This is a genomic window from Bacteroidota bacterium, from assembly GCA_020161395.1.
Lineage (GTDB): Bacteria > Bacteroidota > Ignavibacteria > Ignavibacteriales > Ignavibacteriaceae > UTCHB3.
Genome location: JAIUOE010000005.1, coordinates 55522 through 73250, shown reverse-complemented (window position 1 = coordinate 73250; position 17729 = coordinate 55522). Strand labels below are relative to the sequence as shown.

The 17729-nt window shown below is 42.7% G+C and carries 15 protein-coding genes; 7 read left to right on the top strand and 8 right to left on the bottom strand.

Annotation, left to right across the window (positions count from 1 at the left end; genetic code table 11):
- Nucleotides 1–225: 225 nt before the first annotated feature.
- The 3 genes from LCH52_09530 to LCH52_09520 all read left to right on the top strand — a co-directional run bounded on the left by LCH52_09530 (nucleotide 226) and on the right by LCH52_09520 (nucleotide 4348).
- Nucleotides 226–1428 carry a histidine kinase gene (locus tag LCH52_09530; GenBank protein MCA0388723.1) on the top strand — a complete coding sequence of 401 codons (1203 nt, stop codon included), beginning with the start codon at nucleotides 226–228 and terminating at the stop codon, nucleotides 1426–1428.
- Between the two features lie 98 nt (nucleotides 1429–1526).
- Nucleotides 1527–3815, top strand: a complete 2289-nt coding sequence (locus tag LCH52_09525; GenBank protein MCA0388722.1) for a PAS domain S-box protein — start codon at nucleotides 1527–1529, stop codon at nucleotides 3813–3815.
- 59 nt (nucleotides 3816–3874) lie between these two features.
- Nucleotides 3875–4348: a hypothetical protein gene (locus LCH52_09520; protein ID MCA0388721.1), complete on the top strand. Its 474-nt coding sequence runs from the start codon at nucleotides 3875–3877 to the stop codon at nucleotides 4346–4348.
- Here the strand turns inward: LCH52_09520 and LCH52_09515 are convergent.
- The 4 genes from LCH52_09515 to crcB form a co-directional block, all read right to left on the bottom strand.
- Nucleotides 4340–5653, bottom strand: a complete 1314-nt coding sequence (locus tag LCH52_09515; GenBank protein ID MCA0388720.1) for a serine hydrolase — start codon at nucleotides 5651–5653, stop codon at nucleotides 4340–4342. The genes LCH52_09520 and LCH52_09515 overlap by 9 nt on opposite strands.
- A gap of 64 nt (nucleotides 5654–5717) precedes the next feature.
- Entirely contained in the window at nucleotides 5718–7949 is a 2232-nt protein-coding gene (locus LCH52_09510; protein MCA0388719.1) for a glycoside hydrolase family 3 C-terminal domain-containing protein, read from the bottom strand.
- A gap of 67 nt (nucleotides 7950–8016) precedes the next feature.
- A complete protein-coding gene (locus LCH52_09505; GenBank protein ID MCA0388718.1) occupies nucleotides 8017–8364 on the bottom strand; it encodes a DUF190 domain-containing protein in 348 nt (115 codons plus the stop codon).
- Between the two features lies 1 nt (nucleotide 8365).
- On the bottom strand, nucleotides 8366–8740 hold the full coding sequence (gene crcB / locus LCH52_09500; protein ID MCA0388717.1) for a fluoride efflux transporter CrcB: 375 nt from the start codon (nucleotides 8738–8740) through the stop codon (nucleotides 8366–8368).
- Between the two features lie 76 nt (nucleotides 8741–8816).
- On the opposite strand from crcB, the gene LCH52_09495 reads away from it, so the two are divergent.
- Together LCH52_09495 and LCH52_09490 are read left to right on the top strand one after the other, a co-directional pair.
- The gene (locus LCH52_09495) at nucleotides 8817–10559 is read left to right on the top strand and encodes a PAS domain-containing protein (GenBank protein MCA0388716.1); all 1743 of its coding nucleotides are present in this window, start codon (nucleotides 8817–8819) and stop codon (nucleotides 10557–10559) included.
- Between the two features lie 120 nt (nucleotides 10560–10679).
- Entirely contained in the window at nucleotides 10680–11924 is a 1245-nt protein-coding gene (locus tag LCH52_09490) for a T9SS type A sorting domain-containing protein (protein ID MCA0388715.1), read from the top strand.
- A gap of 48 nt (nucleotides 11925–11972) precedes the next feature.
- Here the strand turns inward: LCH52_09490 and LCH52_09485 are convergent, their stop codons facing one another.
- Nucleotides 11973–14789, bottom strand: a complete 2817-nt coding sequence (locus LCH52_09485) for a TonB-dependent receptor (protein MCA0388714.1) — start codon at nucleotides 14787–14789, stop codon at nucleotides 11973–11975.
- A 182-nt stretch (nucleotides 14790–14971) separates the two neighbouring features.
- On the opposite strand from LCH52_09485, the gene LCH52_09480 reads away from it, so the two are divergent.
- Nucleotides 14972–15325 (top strand): nuclear transport factor 2 family protein, encoded by a 354-nt coding sequence (locus tag LCH52_09480; GenBank protein MCA0388713.1) that lies wholly within the window; start codon nucleotides 14972–14974, stop codon nucleotides 15323–15325.
- Between the two features lie 107 nt (nucleotides 15326–15432).
- Here LCH52_09480 and LCH52_09475 read toward each other — a convergent pair whose 3' ends face one another.
- The 3 genes from LCH52_09475 to LCH52_09465 are packed head-to-tail and all read right to left on the bottom strand — an operon-like array spanning nucleotide 15433 to nucleotide 16926.
- A complete protein-coding gene (locus LCH52_09475; GenBank protein ID MCA0388712.1) occupies nucleotides 15433–15903 on the bottom strand; it encodes an energy transducer TonB in 471 nt (156 codons plus the stop codon).
- Between the two features lie 47 nt (nucleotides 15904–15950).
- Nucleotides 15951–16403 (bottom strand): hypothetical protein, encoded by a 453-nt coding sequence (locus LCH52_09470; protein ID MCA0388711.1) that lies wholly within the window; start codon nucleotides 16401–16403, stop codon nucleotides 15951–15953.
- Nucleotides 16404–16413: 10 nt separating this feature from the next.
- Nucleotides 16414–16926: an RNA polymerase sigma factor gene (locus LCH52_09465; protein ID MCA0388710.1), complete on the bottom strand. Its 513-nt coding sequence runs from the start codon at nucleotides 16924–16926 to the stop codon at nucleotides 16414–16416.
- 129 nt (nucleotides 16927–17055) lie between these two features.
- On the opposite strand from LCH52_09465, the gene LCH52_09460 reads away from it, so the two are divergent.
- Nucleotides 17056–17646, top strand: coding sequence for a hypothetical protein (locus LCH52_09460; protein MCA0388709.1), 591 nt, complete (start codon nucleotides 17056–17058; stop codon nucleotides 17644–17646).
- Nucleotides 17647–17729 lie beyond the last annotated feature (83 nt).

Here is a 17729-nt window from a genome sequence, read left to right as displayed (position 1 = left end):
AAATAGAATGAAAAATACAAAAATAATTCTCAAAAAGAAAGGGGGTTTAACTTTTTGTATAACGAGGACCGATTTGGAACCAAAAACAAAAAAATCACTGCTTAATTCTTTGTCTAATTTATTATTTTAGGACAGGAAAGTTGGCAAACTTCAAAAAAAAATATTGACAGTTTGCCTGACACAGTTGCTTCGTTTTTCATTTTTAAACTTAAAACTGCGATATTGATGATAAAACCTGAGATGCATCCCCGGGAAGCGGAAAGATTAAAAGAACTTGAAGAATTTTCAATTCTTGATACGATGCCTGAAGTGGAATATGATGATATAACCGAACTCGCATCGTTCATCTGTGGAACACCAATTTCTCTGGTGAATCTGATAGATTCAAACCGTCAATGGTTTAAATCTCATTTCGGAATTCCATTTACTGAAGCTCCGAGAGAGTTGGGGATGTGTTCCCACGCGATTAACCATCCCGGATCGATTTTTATTGTACCTGATGCAAGACTGGACGAAAGATTTCACGACAACCCAAATGTACTTGCAAACCCGCCGATACTCTTCTATGCAGGAGTACCATTGGTTACAGCGAGCGGGCTGCCAATGGGTACGCTATGTGTTATCGACCATGAGCCGAGAGTGATAAGTGAACAAAATGTCAGGGCTCTTATTATTCTTGCAAAACAGGTTGTTAAGCTCTTTGAACTGCGGAAGAACAAAAAAGCACTCGATTTGACAATTGACGATCTGGAGGAGAGAAATTCCGAACTGGAGAAATTCGCATTCGTTGCAGCACACGACATAAAATCGCCTCTTGGCAGTATGTCGGCACTCTCACAGATGTTACTCGAGGAATACAGTGAAAGAGTGGATAATGATGCCAAAGAGATGCTGCAGGCAATCCGATGGTCGGCAGACAAACTTCGAAGTCTGGTAGATGGCATTCTCGAACACAGCAGATCTCAGGGGTTTGCCAAAATGTCAAAGGAAAATCTAAACCTCGACCACTTCCTCAAAGAGACACTTGCCCTTATACCGGCGGCAAAAGAGACAGACCTGATTCTGCCCGAAGCCGGAAAGGAGATTGTAGTTAACAAAACCGGATTGCAGCAGGTATTGCTAAATCTGATTTCGAACGGAATAAAATATAACGACAGCGACCGGGTTCAGATGGAAATCGGGTTCAGTGAATCGGAAAGATTTTACCACTTTTTTGTCTCAGATAACGGGAGAGGTATTTCTCCTCAGTTTAAGGATAAAATCTTTGAGATTTTTACGGTTTTATCAACTCGTGACCGCTTTGGAGGAAGAGGAAACGGGATCGGACTCGCCACGGTGAAAAAACTGGTTGAAGGGATGGGTGGCGTTATTACAGTGGATTCAGAACCCGGCAGAGGGACCAGATTCGATTTTACGGTTTCCAAATAAATGGCAAATAGGAATGCTGCTTTAATCCTGTTTTTGCTGTTTTGAAGTTTTTAGATAAGTTACTTGTTGTTGTGAGAATATTTTGAATCGAGAAAAAAATGGCTGCCGTTGAATTAAAATCTGAATCTGAAAAAAGAGTAAATATGCTGGAGGAATTGCTCGAACGAATTAGTGACGGAGTGGTTGCGTTCGACGAGAAGTTTAACTACATATATGTAAATGATCATGCCAGCACGATGTTGGGTAGGGAGTCCAAATACCTTGTCGGGAAAAACTACTGGGAAGAGTACCCTGAGGCAAAAGGGACGAAGTTTGCAGATGCATATATTGAAGCTTTTCAAACACAAAAACCGATTTTCATCGAGGAATATTACCCCCCATGGGACAGATGGTTCGCCAACAGAATCTACCCCTCACCAAACGGGATTTCCATTATTTTTCAGGAGATAACCGAACAGAAAGTCTCGGAAAGACTCCTGGTAGAGAGCGAACTCAAATACCGGAGGATAACAGAAAACATTTCCGAAATGATCTGGACCTCAGACCTCGACAGGAATCTTACATTCGTAAGTCCGTCTGTTGAAAAGATATTTGGATATACGACCGCAGAGTTCTCAGAACTTCGACAGAAAGATTTTCTGACCACGGAATCTCTTCAGGCCATATCGGAGACCGTTCTTGAGCAATCGAATCTCATCGAAACCGGTCAGCCAACAGGAGACAAAATATGGTGTCATGAATTGAGCGCTTTCCGAAAAGACGGATCCCCTTTCTGGATTCTTTCAAAATCGAAATTCATGTTCGATGATGACGGAGTTGTAACCGGGTATTTCGGGGTGGTTGCGGACATAACACAGTTGAAAAATGCAGAATTTGAGATTAAGGAAAAAGAGCAGCTTTCTAAACTTATAATGGAGAATCTCCCAATCGGACTTTCAGTCAACTCGGTATTCCCTGATGTGAAATTTCATTTTATGAATGATTTATTCACAAAATATTATTGCACTACCAGGGAGGAATTAACAGATCCTGACGCATTTTGGGAGGCAGTATATGAAGATCCTGAATTCAGAGCGGATATAAAGAAAAGAGTGTTGGAGGATATTGCTTCGGGTGAACAATCGAGGATGCGATGGGAGAATGTTCCAATCTCGAGAGGTGGAGAGATAATGAGGTACATTACTGCTACCAGTATTCCGTTGCCTGAATCCAATTTACTGATTTCCACAATTGTGGATGTTACGGAGGAAGTTCTCGCCGGGCTTGCGCTGAAGGAGAGTGAGGAGAGATACAAAAATATTTTAAATGTTGCTCCGGTTGGTATTATTGTTCAACAATGGGGAAATATTGTTTATCTAAATCCCTCGGCTCTTCATTTATTGGGTGCCAGTTCCTACTATCAGTTGCTTGGTAAAGAAATTGAGGGATTTATTCACCCCGACTTCAGAACACAATCCCAGGAAAGGACTGACCGGCTGATCCAGGGTTCATTGGAACATTTTCCAATCGAAGAGGTCTATCTCAGGCTTGACGGAACCGAAATCGATGTGGAAATTATTGAGACCCCTGTTTCATTCAATGAAATGCCGGCGATTCAAATCATAATCACCGATATTACTGAAAAAAAGCAAACCCGTGAAGAGCTCCTCAGGCTTAACACCGAACTGGAAAAAAGAGTTGAGGAGAGAACCGAGCAGCTCCTCGCTGCCAACAAGGAACTGGAGGCATTCAGTTATTCCGTCTCACATGATTTGCGGGCACCGCTTCGGGCGGTAAATGGATTCACCTCAATGCTTGAAGAGGACTATGGTGACAAGCTTGACGAAGAGGGAAGAAGAATTTGCTCGATTATCAAGGAGAATTCCACAAAGATGGGGCAACTTATCGACGACCTGCTTAGTTTCTCCCGACTCGCAAGAAAAGATATAATCAGGTCACCCATCGACATGAACGCTTTATTTGACGCAACCTTTATGGAGATTACAACCGGATCATATCGTGATAAAATCACATTTAACAGGCAGGAGCTTGAAAAATGTTATGGAGATGCCACGATGATCCGGCAGGTTGTTTACAACCTCGTTTCGAATGCCGTGAAGTTTTCTTCCAGGGTTCCGCAACCCGAAATAACTGTTTCCTGTAAATCTGTCGCAAACAAAATAATTTATTCAATCTCTGACAATGGAGCAGGATTCGACATGAAATATAAAGACAAACTTTTTGGAGTGTTTCAGAGGCTTCACGGGATGAATCAATTTGAGGGTACCGGTGTCGGACTGGCGATTGTTCAGAGGATCGTTATGAAACATGGTGGAACAGTGGAGGCTGAAGGAGTGGTCGACAAAGGTGCCACTTTCAGATTTTCTCTCCCTGCATCCGAAAATTAATGTAAGATCATTGTAGCCCGTGACAACAGCATTTAATTAACCATTCAGTGAGTTGAAAGATGATTGCCAACATAATCGGTATTACCGGCACACTATGCGGCACTATCGGAATATTTTTCGGATTTTACTTCATAACCTCAAACAATGCCGTTTTGGCACTTAAAACGGTAACCATTACCACAGTTGGAATTGTCGGTGTTCTTGCATTCATACGACATGTAATTTTTCACAAGTCAGATGCAAAAAGGATGGGGTGGGAAACCGACCGTCCGGACTGGATGTTTGAAGTTGGATTTGCAAATCTTGCATTTGGAATTGCGGGATTTGTCGCCGTATTTCCTGACAGAGGGATGGTTGCACAGGCAGTTGTGATACTCGGATATGCTCTCTATCTTTTTCAGGCGGGTATCCTTCACGGATACCGTTTCTTCACTTCTGAGAATAGATCGGTTGGCAGACTGGTTCGTTTCTCCCTGTCGACTATTCTCTATGCAATCATGATGTCATATTTCGCATTAAATGCGTTATTGTGATGATTTCACAAACTTAAAGGTGCCGGTTCCTTTCTCCGTGACAATCACCCCAATCCAGACTCCATCGGACAGAGAAGAGATATCGAGAGAACCGTTGTAAAATGATCTGAGAACCTTCTCGCCGGTCACTGAGTAGATATTTACCTCTGCAGGTTCCTTCGACTCACCCAATCCTTTGATGAAAAGTGTGCTGCCTGTCGGAACCGGGAATACCCCGACTTCTTCTTTTTTTGAAAATGAGTTTTCCTTAATCGATGTGGCGGGGTTAACCACCACTTTCAGTCTCTTCCAAATATCGTTATTATAAAATGTTGGCACTTCAACCCCTGAACCGGGAGCGTCTCCCATCCTGATCATTACAAGCCTGTCACCGGGTACTACATTTACAAGTTGTCCGTTTTTGCCTATGGCGGCAATCATGTCAGCAGGGGCATCCGGTGCAAAAGCACCGGGAAAGACAAACTGAGTCTGAGGTAACATAAATGATTCTTTTCCATTCAGCCACCACAGATAACCGTAGGAGAGGTTAAGGTTTTGTGAGGTGTTTACCATCTCCCTGTAATATGTTGTGTCTGTGACCACTGATGTCGAGTTCCACTTCCCCTTGTTAAGCATTAACAGACCGAACCGTGCCATGCTTCTCGCGTTGCTGTAGAAGACATTATTGTAGCCGTTTTTCAGATAGAGCCCGTTAATACCTGTAGAAGGACGGAGTTTTTGCTGGAAAAACTGGTTCATGTTCAGTCCGGTGGCACTCTCAATCACATTATCAAGGAGAGTGTAGGGGGCGTTGTGATATGCCCACCTGGTGCCCGGTTCAGCTTTATAAATGAGGCAGGCGGGAAGTGTACAGTAGGGATCGGAAACTCCGTCATCAAGTCCGGTAGTCATGGTCAACTGATGGATTAATTTTATTCTGCCCTCTTGTGAGGGTGAAAGGGAAGACCAGCCCTGTGAAAGATATTTGGAAGTGGAGTCATCGAGATTAATTTTCCCTTCCTGTTTTGCAATTCCGACCAGAACTGCAGTTAATGATTTTCCCGCAGATGCCCAATACCATACACTGTCTTTCGTGAAGGAACCAAAATATTTTTCGATGGCAATTTTCCCGTCCTTCAATACCAAAAATGCCTTTGTATTGGTGGAAGAGAGGAAAGCGTATAAAGAGTCGGTTTTTGTTAAATCCCAGCCAAGAGATGCAGGGGATACTGTCTCCCACTCACTTCCGGTGAGGGGAGGAAAATAGAGATTCTGTGCCTGGGAAATCCCAAGCAACAGAATCTGCAGAAAAATTAATATTCGCAAAGTTATTCCTGTTTTTTCTGACTCATAGACAATGTTCAAAAAAAAGAAGTTTAACCATCAGTTATTATTTAACCAGTTTAAGTTCTGCTGAAAGCCTGATATCGGCTGAAGATGCTCCAATCATGATATCGAACGCACCCGGTTCTGCCACCCATTCCAGATTTTCATTATAAAAGGAGAGCTTTTCCTTATCGATGACAAAACTCACCTTTTTCGATTCACCGGGTTTCAGATAAATTTTTGCGAAGTCCTTTAATTCTTTTACGGGTCTTACCAGTGAAGCTACCCTGTCGCGAATGTATAGCTGGACAATTTCCTCACCTGGATAGTCGCCTGTATTTGTCACCGTACATGTGAATTCAACTTTACCATCCGCTTTCATCTCAACTTTTGAAGTATTTAATCCATCATACTTAAAAGTGGTGTAGCTGAGTCCGTATCCAAACGGGTATTCAGGGCTTTGTTTTAAGTCTGTGTATCCCGTTCTGTAATCCTTCGAAGGGATGTCGGTCATTGAGGGTCTTCCCGTATTGAAGTGGTCATAGTAGATAGGTACCTGACCGACAGTTCTGGGGAAAGAAACTGTCAGTTTTGCGGAAGGATTATACGCGCCATAGAGTACATCAGCGATTGCGTTTCCGGCTTCACTTCCCAAAAACCATGTATAAAAAATTGCGTCAGCCTTTTTCGCTATTTTTTCAAAAACCAGAGGTCGCCCTGCATTAATCAATACAACCACAGGCTTGCCGAGTGCAAAAACAGCTTCAGCGAGTTCTTCCTGAACGCCGGGAATTGTGATATCAGATCTGCTTTGAGCCTCCCCGCTCATATCACGGCTCTCTCCGAGAGTAAGAATTACAACATCAGCTTTCTTTGCTGTTTCGATGGCTTCCCGAAATCCTTTTTTCTCAAGTGATTTTACTCCACAACCTTCAGCGTGGAGGACATTTCCTTTTCCTAGAAGATTTTCGAGTCCTTCGAATTGTGAGACCACATCGCTGTTGTCATCCCAGCCAACAGACCATCCACCGAGCATGTCGGTTTCAGATTTGGCAAGGGGTCCAATAAGTGCAACCTTTTTATTCCTCGAAAGAGGCAGAGTTTTATGTTCGTTTTTCATAAGGACGATGCTTTTTTTAGCCATATCCCGGGCTGCCTTTCTGTTTTCGGGGTCAGAAAGGGCTTTGATTTCTCTTTCTTCGTTCGTAAAACGGTACGGATCATCAAACAAACCGAGTTCGAATTTTTTCCGCAAGACTCTTCTTACTGCATCGTCAACTATTGAGAGAGGTACATCCCCGTTTTTCACAAGTTCTGCCAGGAGATCCCTGTAAGAGTAAGTTTCCATGTCCATATCATTTCCGGCGAGTATGGCTTTTTTCGCAGCATCGTATTTGTCGAGAGCAAATCCATGCGGGATCATTTCGCCGATTGAGTTCCAGTCACTGACAACAAAACCGTTAAATCCCCATTCACCCTTAAGAATTTTTCTTTGCAGGAAAGCACTTCCCGTTGCGGGAACTCCGTTCAAATCATTAAAACTGTTCATGAAGGTGGCGGCACCGGCATCAGTGGCAGCCTTAAACGGAGGAAGATAAGTCTGACGAAGTGTTCTTTCACTCATATCTGTTGAATTGTAATCCCTTCCCCCGACTGCTGCACCGTATGCTGCAAAATGCTTCACACATGCCATCACAGCATCGAGACTTCCAAGACCCTTTCCCTGAAATCCAATCACTCTTGCTGCAGCTATAAGTGAACCAAGATATGTATCTTCCCCCGCGCCTTCCATTATTCTGCCCCATCTCGGATCTCTTGCAATATCGACCATTGGGGCGAATGTCCAGTTGATCCCGCTTGAAGCGGACTCATATGCAGCAACTCTCGCCGCTTTTTCAATTGCTGCAAGATCCCAGCTCATCGATTCCGCCAAAGGAATGGGAAAAGTGGTTTTGTAGCCATGAATAACATCAAGTCCGAAGAGAAGCGGTATTTTAAGTCTGGACTGCATTGCCAGTTCCTGAAGGGCGCGAATCTTTTTTGCTCCGAGAATATTCAGAATGGCACCCATTCTCCCGGCTTTAATGTCGTCCAGTTTGTTTCCTTCGGGTGAAGCAGGACCCGTACTCCATGAAAGACTAACCTGATGCAGTTGACCGGCTTTTTCTTCAATGGTCATTATGGAAAGAAGGGAGTCGATCTTTTTCTCTATAACAGGATTTTGGGAGTGTATTGGACTGTATAGTATTATAGCAATTAAAATTGCGATACAGAATTTTGATATGTTTGTGTTCATTGAACTTTTCCGGTAGATGTTCTGAAAGTAAATTTATTTAATGTTGGTATTTTTTGTTTGAAATCCTTTATCCGCCCGAAGTGTACTTGATAACTTCCGCTCTTTCAATTGTAATAAGTCCGCCACACCCGGCTTTCGAAAACAGGTCATCGACAACGGGTAAAAACTTCTCTATTTTTTCGCTGTCATCCACTATTTCGATTATCAATGGCAGATCTTCAGACAGCCTTAAAATTTTTGTTGTGTGAATCCGGCTTCTTCCCCCAAAACTCATGATACCTTTGAAAACAGTGGCACCCGCAAGTCCTGATTCACGGGCTAACAATACGATTTTTTCGTAAACGGGGATCAGGTGAATTTTATCAGACTCACCGATAAAAATTCTCAACAGTTTGGCTTCTTTTGGGATTACCATATTACTGCTCCTGTGAAAAAATTACAAATGCGAGAAAAGTTGCTGCCAGGCAGATTATGAGAGATAAACCAATGTTCACGCCGGCAAGGATATATTCAGAATTTCGCAGGAGATTGACGGTTTCCAACGAGAAGGTTGAAAAAGTAGTGAAACCACCACAGAATCCGACAGTGAGGAAGAGTCTCAAATCCTGAGATATTAAACCCCGGTCGCTTAGCCCGAAGATTGTGGCACCGATAATGAAACTACCCGCGAAATTTACCAGCATCGTACCGAAAGGGAAGGTCGCGGGCAGGAAGTTGTAAACCACATTCGAGAGCCAGTAGCGGAGCACTCCACCAAGAGCAGAACCAAGCGCAACTATTAGAAATGACATAGAAATTAGAGAGTTATTTAATCAGTAAATTAAACGAAACAATTTCGTAGATTGAGAATTATTTTAATTCAAATATATGCAATTTAATTTCTATATAGCCCTTCTTTTTATAGCATTTTTACTATCTTTTTTCGTTTCGATCGCAGTTTATCAGAGAAAAGGGACAGTCAGGGGGGGTGACTATTTCTTTTTGATGATTGTTGCCGTTTCCATCTGGTGTTTAGGGGGAACATTCGAGCAGGCAGTCACAACTGTGGAAGCGAAAACATTCTGGTCGGTCTTCACCTATCTTGCTATTCCTTTGATTCCATTCGCATTTTTGTCATTTGTTCTCCGGTTTACACAATCTTCCGGTTTTCATATAAAACTGACCAAAATACTGTTTTTTATCTTCCCTGCAACAGCTTTCCTGGCAGCGGCAACCAACAGTTATCACAAGCTTCTCTGGCCCGCAGTCACACTCTCAAACGGAGCTGCAGGTATAACGGCAGACTACGGTCATGGTCTCTTCTTCTACATCGTTGTAGTGGTTACATACTCTGCAGTGGGAGCAACAATTTTACATCTTCTAAGGGGAATCTGGTCTTTCTCGGGTCTTTTCAGAAAGCAACTCCTGCTCCTGCTGATTGCACAAATTTTGCCTATCTCAGTAAACGCAGTTTATGTCTTCTTTGGTGAGTACATTGGCTATATCGATCCGACACCTGTTGCATTTGCAGTTACGGGGGTCTTGATTTCCACTGCAATCTTCAAGTACTCATTTCTCGATCTTATTCCTGTCGCCCGAAACATTTTGTTTGATAATCTGAATGAAGGGATTATTGTACTTGACGGAGAAGGAAGAATAATTGATGTAAACAAGACCTTTCTTACATACACCGGGAAAAAAGCCCTGACTGGCGGAAAACCTTCGATACTCTTCTCCAATATTCCCGAACTTGCTGAGATTTGTGACAAAAAAGAGATATCGAAGATCGATTTCATTTTCAATGGAATGAATTTCAGTGCCACATCAATTGATATTTCCGATCAGGAAGGAAACCCCCAAGGCAGATTAATCAGTGTTTCCGATGTTACCGATCTTAAAATGAGTGAAGCAGTGTTGACCCGTAACAGAAATGAGCTCAAGGAACTGAATTCCGCAAAAGACAAACTCCTTTCGATAATTGCTCACGATTTGAAAAATCCGTTTTTTGGGATCATCGGTCTTTCTGACATTGTAATAGAAGATTATGCCGAGCTTCCGGATGATGAAAAACTTAAGTTGCTGAATGAAATAAATCAAACTGCAAAAGAAACATTCAAGACTCTCGAGAACCTGCTCGAATGGTCGAGACAGCAGACAGGTGCCCTTGCATTTGCACCGGTAAAGTTCGACCTGAGCGATCTGATTATGAAGACAGTGGAATCGTATCGCTCTCAGGCAACTCTGAAAAAACTTAGTCTCGAAATTGAGGTACCACATTCACTAGAAGTGTTCGCTGATACCAATATGATAAAGACTGTACTCAGAAATCTGATAACAAATGCGGGCAAGTTTACCGCCCCCGGTGGAAAAATAACCATCTCGTCTGAAATCTCTTCCGGTATGGCAATTGTTTCAGTAACAGATGATGGTGTGGGTATTGCAGAAGAAGACATAAAAAAGCTTTTCAGGATCGACGAATCAATCAAAACCACTGGTACTCTTGGTGAAAAGGGGACAGGTCTCGGGTTGATTTTATGCCATGATTTTATATTACAGAACGGCGGCACAATCAAGGTACGCAGAAATGCCGAAAAGGGAACGACATTTTACTTTACTCTTCCACTTTCCTGACAGCAGTAATCCTCAAAAATAATAACCATTTATCATTATAATACACCAGAAACATATTCCCGGTTCAATCTCAACTGTTTGGATGTTTAATTGGGCTACACAATTTTGGAATTTATGACTATGAAACGCATTTATGCGCTTATAACTTTTCTGATGCTTTCCTCTTTGGGAGTAACCTTCGGACAGTGGCTGAAGGTCGAGCCGGTATCACCGGGATCTGTCTATTCACTATGGTCTTCGGGTGATACACTTTTTGCCGGTGGTGACAGTCTCCTGTTCTACTCTTTTGACTCAGGCAGCACATGGGCTAAATCAGCCAAGGTGCCGGATGTTGAGTACGGAATTAACGCTATTTTACCGGTCAATGGGGGAATATATATTGGTACTTCATTGAAAGGAGTCTATTTCTCTTCAAACCTTGGCAATTCGTGGGAAGAAAGATCTGCGGGATTGACCGGACTGGGAGCGAAGGAGATCAGTGATTTTGCGGTCAGGGATGATTATGTATATGTCTCCACCATCGGAGGCGGCATTTACAGAAACTCCCTGACCAATCCGGGTGAATGGGTTCTTTTTTCTGACGGAATACCCTGGAATACCGGCTGGACTGTCTATTGTATCAAAAACATCGACGGCGATCTTTATGCTGGTGGAGGTGTAAACGGTTTTTTCTATGTCAACCGGAAAAATACTTCAAACTGGGTTGAAATCTCTTTCGACTGGTTCAATGGTGAAGCCAACGGGATACTCGCATTCGGGAAGAGTGGCAACAAAATAGTAGCATCTGCACATCAGGGAGTTTACACTTCCACCGACAGCGGATTGACATGGACAAAACACACCTTTGGAATCGGTCTCGTTGAAAGCAGCGAAATTTCCGTAAAAGGGAACACTATTGTGATCGTACTCTCGAAAGCAGCGAGATATTATATCTACTACTCGAATGACAATGGCGTTACCTGGTGGAGGAATGATATGCAGTCGGGTTCTCTTGCTTATTCGATGAATATCAGCGGAGGAAAAATCTGGGCTGGACGGCTGGACGGGCTCTATTACAAACCCGATACCATTACCGGTATTGGAGATGATATCGAGACACCTTCAGCATTTTCGTTATCACAGAACTATCCGAATCCGTTTAATCCTTCCACAAAGATTAATTTCAGTCTCGAAGCGGATGGACAAACCACACTTAAGGTTTACAATGTTATCGGGAAAGAAGTGGCGACACTTCTCGACGGATACACCAAAGCCGGGAATCATTCTGTGACATTCAACGCTAAAGACCTGCCATCAGGAGTGTATCTCTATAAACTGGTCTCACCATCAGGAACAAAAACCGGTAAAATGACACTTCTGAAATAAATATTCGAAGCTGCCTGAATATGAAATTTCAGGCAGCATCCTGTTAAATTAAAAAGCTCTCAGGTTATATGTAAAAGTCAGCATGAAATATTGTTTCAGAACCTGGGTTGTTTTGTTCTCGATATAAATATCGGTTGCTGTTCTGATAAAACTTTTGTTTTCATTGAGCAGATCAAACACATCAAGTCTCAACTCTGCACGGTCACCTTCCAAAAATTTAACACCAATTCCTGCGTTCCAAAGTGAATACGAGATGTCTCCGCCGTTGGAAATACCGGAAGTCTTGTATAGCGAATAATCGGTTCTTATGAAAAACAGGTCGAAAACATTGAAGAAGAGGTTTGCGGTACCCGAATGTACCCAGTACTCATCATTCGTGTTTGGCAGCAATTCGTTTCTCGCGATGTAATATGAAGGTGACCAGGTGAACTTGAAATCGATGTCTTCACTGATATTGCTCGCAATCGTGATACCCTGGTTGAAAGAGTAAATTTTTGATTCCGTTGTCAAAGACTGATATTCCGAAGGCAGCGTCTGATATCCGATGCCCACATTCAGCGAAATGTTGCTTTTGATGAATGGGACAGGGAGTCCGCCACTCAACATAAATCTTCCAATATTACTCTGATCAAAATTTCTTGAGAATGAAAATTGTGACCCTCTTTTTACGAGAACATTTTTACCAACGAGAGTATCCTTTTGTGCAGTGAAGGAGGAGCTTCCGACATAATCCTTTGTGATTTGCCAAAATGCCATCGTGAAAAAGTTGGCTCCGCTTGTTTTATCAGTGGTAAGGTATTGGGCAGACATCCTGTGGGAAAATTCCGCTTTCAGGTCAGGATTTCCGGCTTTGATAAAGAGGGGATTGGAAACATCGTAAAAATTCTGAAGCTGGGTAATCGAGGGTGCGTTCACATTCGTATTGTAGAATACCCTGAAATTTTGTGCCTCCGAAATTTTATAGTTAAACCTCAAGGAGGGGAGGAAATTGTAGAAATCCTTTTCAGTTTTTATCTTGTGCGGGAACGACTGGTCTCCCGTCAACTGCGCAATCTGATAATTTAGTCCAACATTCAGTGAAATAGCCTCATCTCTCAGACGATAGGCGAGCCCGCCTCTCCAGGTCATGTAATCGTTATCGTATTTGTTTGTGGAGATGGAGTCGATCAAGTCATACCGGTTTAAGGCAGAATTGTAGTTGAAAGTGTTTTTGTCGCTAAAATTATTTGTCAAGCCGGCACTGATGCTTGCCTGTAACTGGCCGTTTTTACCCGCCGGTTCGGTGTAAACCACATTTCCGGAATAATTGTAGCCCTTTACAAGATCGTTTCCCTTCTGATTAATTGTGTCAAAAGTGACTGTGTTGTTTCCGGTGGTAAATCTGTTGTCAGAAAACTGGTTTCGGTCGAGAGTTCTGCGATTCACGCCGGTATTGATGGTGAATGACAGACTCCTTCCCGGAGTTGCGAATCGGAGTCTGTAGATCAACTCATTATTGAATGTGAAGCCCGATCCGTCACTTCCTGATTTGCTGTCAGTCGAGTTTGACCTTCCCTGATTTCCGAATGTACTGATGCCATAGTAGAGACTTGCCGATTCATTGGTCTGGAAACTGAATCTCGGAGTGAGGACGATTGTGTTCATGGTGTCAAGATTATACTCCAGCCTGAAATTCAGTCTGTGATTATAATTTTTTGAATTGGAGGAAGATATCTCATCATACAACTGACTGCCGGGGGAGGATGTAAAATACTGCCTGCCGATGGTCTGGTTGTTGCTGTTATCGGAAAAATTAAAAAAGTAGCTTCCGGTCAGCACAGCAGTTCTACCCCAGTTTTCCTGGTAGTTGATACCTGTCGACCAGGTTTTTGTGTTACCCTCAAGTGCACCGATGAGGAAATTGTTTGCTGCATTACCACCACCCCTGTTTCCACCGCCATGTCCGCCACCTCTGCCCTGGAACCCTTCACGGTGTCCACCGCTGCCGCCACCCTGGTTTAGACCGAGAAGGTCCTGCTGCGAGAAGTTTTGCTGGTTTACATTGTTGGCGAGTCCAAGCAGACTTATTCTTCTTCCCTCGGTGAAGAAATTTACGGTACCACCACTTTGGAATTTTTCTGTTGAACCGTAACCACCGTACAATTTCCCGAATTGTCCGTTTCTCCGGTCTCTTTTGGTTACAATGTTGATGGTTTTGGATGTTTGTCCGTCATCAAATCCCGTAAATCTCGCCTGATCGCTAAGTTTGTCGAATATTTCAACTTTTTCTATCAGATCTGCAGGAAGATTTTTCAATGTCACATTGGGATCGTCACCGAAAAACGGTTGTCCGTCTATGAGTACCTGCTTCACTTCTTCACCCTGGGCTTTCAGAGTGCCTTCTTCCTTCTGCACACCCGGAAGCTTTGTAACGAGGTCTTCGGCGGTTGCATCCGGATTGGTTTTGTATCCCTTCGCAGCAAAACTCAGGGTGTCCTCACTCTGAGAGGAGGGGATTGCGACACCTGTGATGTCTACTTCCTTCATCTCAATGCTGGTTCTTTTAAGTTTGAGTTTGCCCAGATCTGTTGTGGTTTCGTTTCTTCTGACTCTCACACTGTCAGCAAAATCGAAATAACCCATAAAGGAAATTCTTATGAGATATCGTCCGGGATTCGCCAATTTGAACTCAAACTCGCCGTTTAAACCGGAGAGCATATTCATTTGCTGCTGATCAGCTCTCGCGGGAATCAGGGAAATGCTGGCTCCCGGGAGAGGTGAACCGTCAAGCGAATCAACCACAATACCTTTAACGGTAAACGACTGCCCAAAAACGGAAGGAAAGAGTGCGATTAAAAGAAGAGACATGAAATAGAGATGCTTCATCGGATTTCCATAAGTGCTTTATATAAGAATACTTTTATTTGACAAATATAAGGCAAGTTAAGTTTAAAATTTTTATCAAATTATGTAACCATTCAACACTGAGTATTGGGAATAATACTAAAAAAGTATTAATTTTCACCTTCATCATTCATCTTTTAATCATCAATCAGAGAGTCAGAAAAATGACAGTACAGGAAATTGCAAACCGCCTCGTGGAGCTTTGTAAAGAAGGTGCATACGCCACTTGCTACGAAGAACTTTATTCACCCGATTGCGTCAGCATCGAAGGGGAAGGTTCCCCAAACAGAGAAGTGAAGGGAATCGATGCAATCCTTGAGAAGGGAAAAGAATGGAATGCCATGATCGGAGAGATTCACAGTGCATTCGTAGGTGATCCGATAGTTGCAGGCAGTCATTTCAGTTTGACGATGGGAGTCGACTGCACATTGAAGGACGGCAACCGCATGAACATGGAAGAAGTCTGTGTTTATCAGGTAAAGGATGGCAAAATAGTTCTGGAACAGTTCTTCTTTTAATTTACCCCGGAATTAAAGTAACCCTTATGATGAAACACCGCAAGGCGACCGGTTCAGACCGGATGATTCTTGCGGTGTTTTGCTATATACTGCCGTTTGTTTAAAGCCTATTGCAGTTTGAACATTACTGGGAGTGCCACTCTTACCTTTACTTTTTTCCCTTTGTGTACACCCGGGACCCATTTTGTTGCAGTAAGAGCTTTTAATGCAGCTTCATCGCAACCGTACCCGATCCCTTTTTCAACTTTGGGACTGATTACATTTCCTTTCTCGTCAATAACACCCGAGACCACAACCATTCCCTGAATCTGTTTTTCCATTGCCTCTGGAGGGTACACGACAAGTTTCATTATTCCTTCCATGCCGCCGACCGGTTCGGGCATTTTATCGACTTCAAGATAAATCGAATCTGCGGGGGCATCAATATCGAGTTTTGCAGGTGCTTTTTTCTCTGCTTTCAATTCGACATCAAGCTTGTTCGGGGCTTTTTTGTCGAAAGATGCCATCGATTTGGCTTCTCCGCTTTGGGCTAAAGCTGCTCCAATAAGTATGAACATTGCCAACATCAGTGATTTCATTTTTTTCTCCATTAAGTTAAAATTGTTTTTTGAATGATAAAGTCCGGTTATTGTTCCGACGGGTTGTTTAAACCCGGTTTTACTACTATAGTGGGGTAAGCATTGAACATCATTTTAATAGTCTGATCCTGCTCCTTTACTTTCACGGAAATATTCTCGAGATTTGTACGATAACTGCGAATCTCCATGTAGAAAAAGAGAGCAATGAGTGCAAATACTATCGAAAAGGCATATCCCAGGTATGGTTGAAAACTGCTTTTATAAGTAACCGGGATGCTTCTGTCAGCCGGTTGAGTTGATCTCAAAATTCTTTCATCGAGTGCATCGGGGAAATCCTCCTCTATCTGTCCAAGTCCGTTTTTTAGCTTGCTGAGCTGCTGGAAATAGTCCCGTGCATTTTCATCAACCGAGAGAAGGGCAAAGAGATTCGCTTCATCTTTTCGATCCAGTTCACCATCGTACCAGGAATCAATTTTTTCATAAATATCGTTATTGCTCATGATTGTCTCACTAATTTAGGTCAGGTTGAATTTTTTTTATCAGTCTTTGTCTCGCAGAATAAAGTCTGCTTTTTACGAGTGAAGTTTCAATTTCGCAGATCGAAGCAATTTCCTCATAAGAGAGATCGCTGTACTCTTTTAGCAGGAATACTTCCTTTTGGTCGTCGGGGAGTAAATTTATCTGCGTCATCAAAGCTTCCCGCAATTCATTTTTTATGAATTCAGTCTCTGCATTTCCACCCGATTTCAGATTTAACTCCGAGACATCATCGGATACATGTTTTTCTGAAAATCTCTTCTTTGTCCTGAAATGGGTGTATATCTCGTTTCTTGCAGATTTGTAGAGCCAAAAAACAACACTCGAACTGTTCCTGATGTTTCCCATATTTCGAAAGAAACGGAGAAAAACAGTCTGGACAATATCCTCCGATGTCATCCGGTCGCCGGTCATGCGGAGAACAAAATTGAAAAGTTTCTTTTTGTATCTGTTATAACAGATTGTGAAGTCGAGTGTGCTGTCCATAAAAAATAAATTTCTTTACTATGAAGATGCTGAAAAACCGTAAAAGTTGGTACAATCATTAAAAAAATGTCAATTTCCGTATAATTTATAATATTTTTCGAGTGTTTTTTATTTTTAATCCGGCAAAAAATGAAAAAATCAACATTAGTCGTTGCATTATGCATTCTGCTCTTCACTTCAAATTCGTTTCCTCAGGAAAACCCGAAGCAGCATTTTATCTACACCGGAATCGGAACTCTTAGTGCACCTGAAATCGTGAGCAAGTTTGTAGATGTATGGCTTGTCGCACTCACGGCAGGATACTCGGGAAGCGATACCCGGTCTGCTGTGCCGGCAGTTTCACTCGGCTATCAATTCTATCAAAGCGACCGCTATTCCTTTGGCGGTTCAATCACTTACGAAAAACTGGTAAAAGATGTGGCATACGGTGCCCGAAATGCAGGGAGGATAGAAGCCGTAATTGCTTCACCGATGCTTGAGGTTCGTTATGAGTACGCAAGTTCTGAATCGTTTGGTGCCTGTCTAAGTCTGGGAGTTGGAGCCGCTTTTATCAGTTCTGAGAGCAATTACGACGGAAAGAGTGAATCTGTGAGTAAAACCATTCTGGCTGCACAGTTCGAACCGGTGGTTTTGCGGTTTGGCAAAAGATTTATTGTCCATGCGGGACTCGGATTCGGGATGAAAGGTCTTCTTACCTGCAGTGTTGGATACAGATTTTAATCTGTAAAATGCTTAGCCAATATTAACTTCAGGTTTATTTGTAACCCCCCTTAATAAAAAGCCCCGCCGGTTCCGACGGGGCT

Coding starts and splice junctions, on each gene's coding strand:
- LCH52_09530 (MCA0388723.1), top strand. CDS start 226: ATGATAAAACCTGAGATGCATCCCCGGGAAGCGGAAAGATTAAAAGAA.
- LCH52_09525 (MCA0388722.1), top strand. CDS start 1,527: ATGGCTGCCGTTGAATTAAAATCTGAATCTGAAAAAAGAGTAAATATG.
- LCH52_09520 (MCA0388721.1), top strand. CDS start 3,875: ATGATTGCCAACATAATCGGTATTACCGGCACACTATGCGGCACTATC.
- LCH52_09510 (MCA0388719.1), bottom strand. CDS start 7,949: ATGAACACAAACATATCAAAATTCTGTATCGCAATTTTAATTGCTATA.
- LCH52_09505 (MCA0388718.1), bottom strand. CDS start 8,364: ATGGTAATCCCAAAAGAAGCCAAACTGTTGAGAATTTTTATCGGTGAG.
- crcB (MCA0388717.1), bottom strand. CDS start 8,740: ATGTCATTTCTAATAGTTGCGCTTGGTTCTGCTCTTGGTGGAGTGCTC.
- LCH52_09495 (MCA0388716.1), top strand. CDS start 8,817: ATGCAATTTAATTTCTATATAGCCCTTCTTTTTATAGCATTTTTACTA.
- LCH52_09490 (MCA0388715.1), top strand. CDS start 10,680: ATGAAACGCATTTATGCGCTTATAACTTTTCTGATGCTTTCCTCTTTG.
- LCH52_09485 (MCA0388714.1), bottom strand. CDS start 14,789: ATGAAGCATCTCTATTTCATGTCTCTTCTTTTAATCGCACTCTTTCCT.
- LCH52_09480 (MCA0388713.1), top strand. CDS start 14,972: ATGACAGTACAGGAAATTGCAAACCGCCTCGTGGAGCTTTGTAAAGAA.
- LCH52_09475 (MCA0388712.1), bottom strand. CDS start 15,903: ATGAAATCACTGATGTTGGCAATGTTCATACTTATTGGAGCAGCTTTA.
- LCH52_09470 (MCA0388711.1), bottom strand. CDS start 16,403: ATGAGCAATAACGATATTTATGAAAAAATTGATTCCTGGTACGATGGT.
- LCH52_09465 (MCA0388710.1), bottom strand. CDS start 16,926: ATGGACAGCACACTCGACTTCACAATCTGTTATAACAGATACAAAAAG.
- LCH52_09460 (MCA0388709.1), top strand. CDS start 17,056: ATGAAAAAATCAACATTAGTCGTTGCATTATGCATTCTGCTCTTCACT.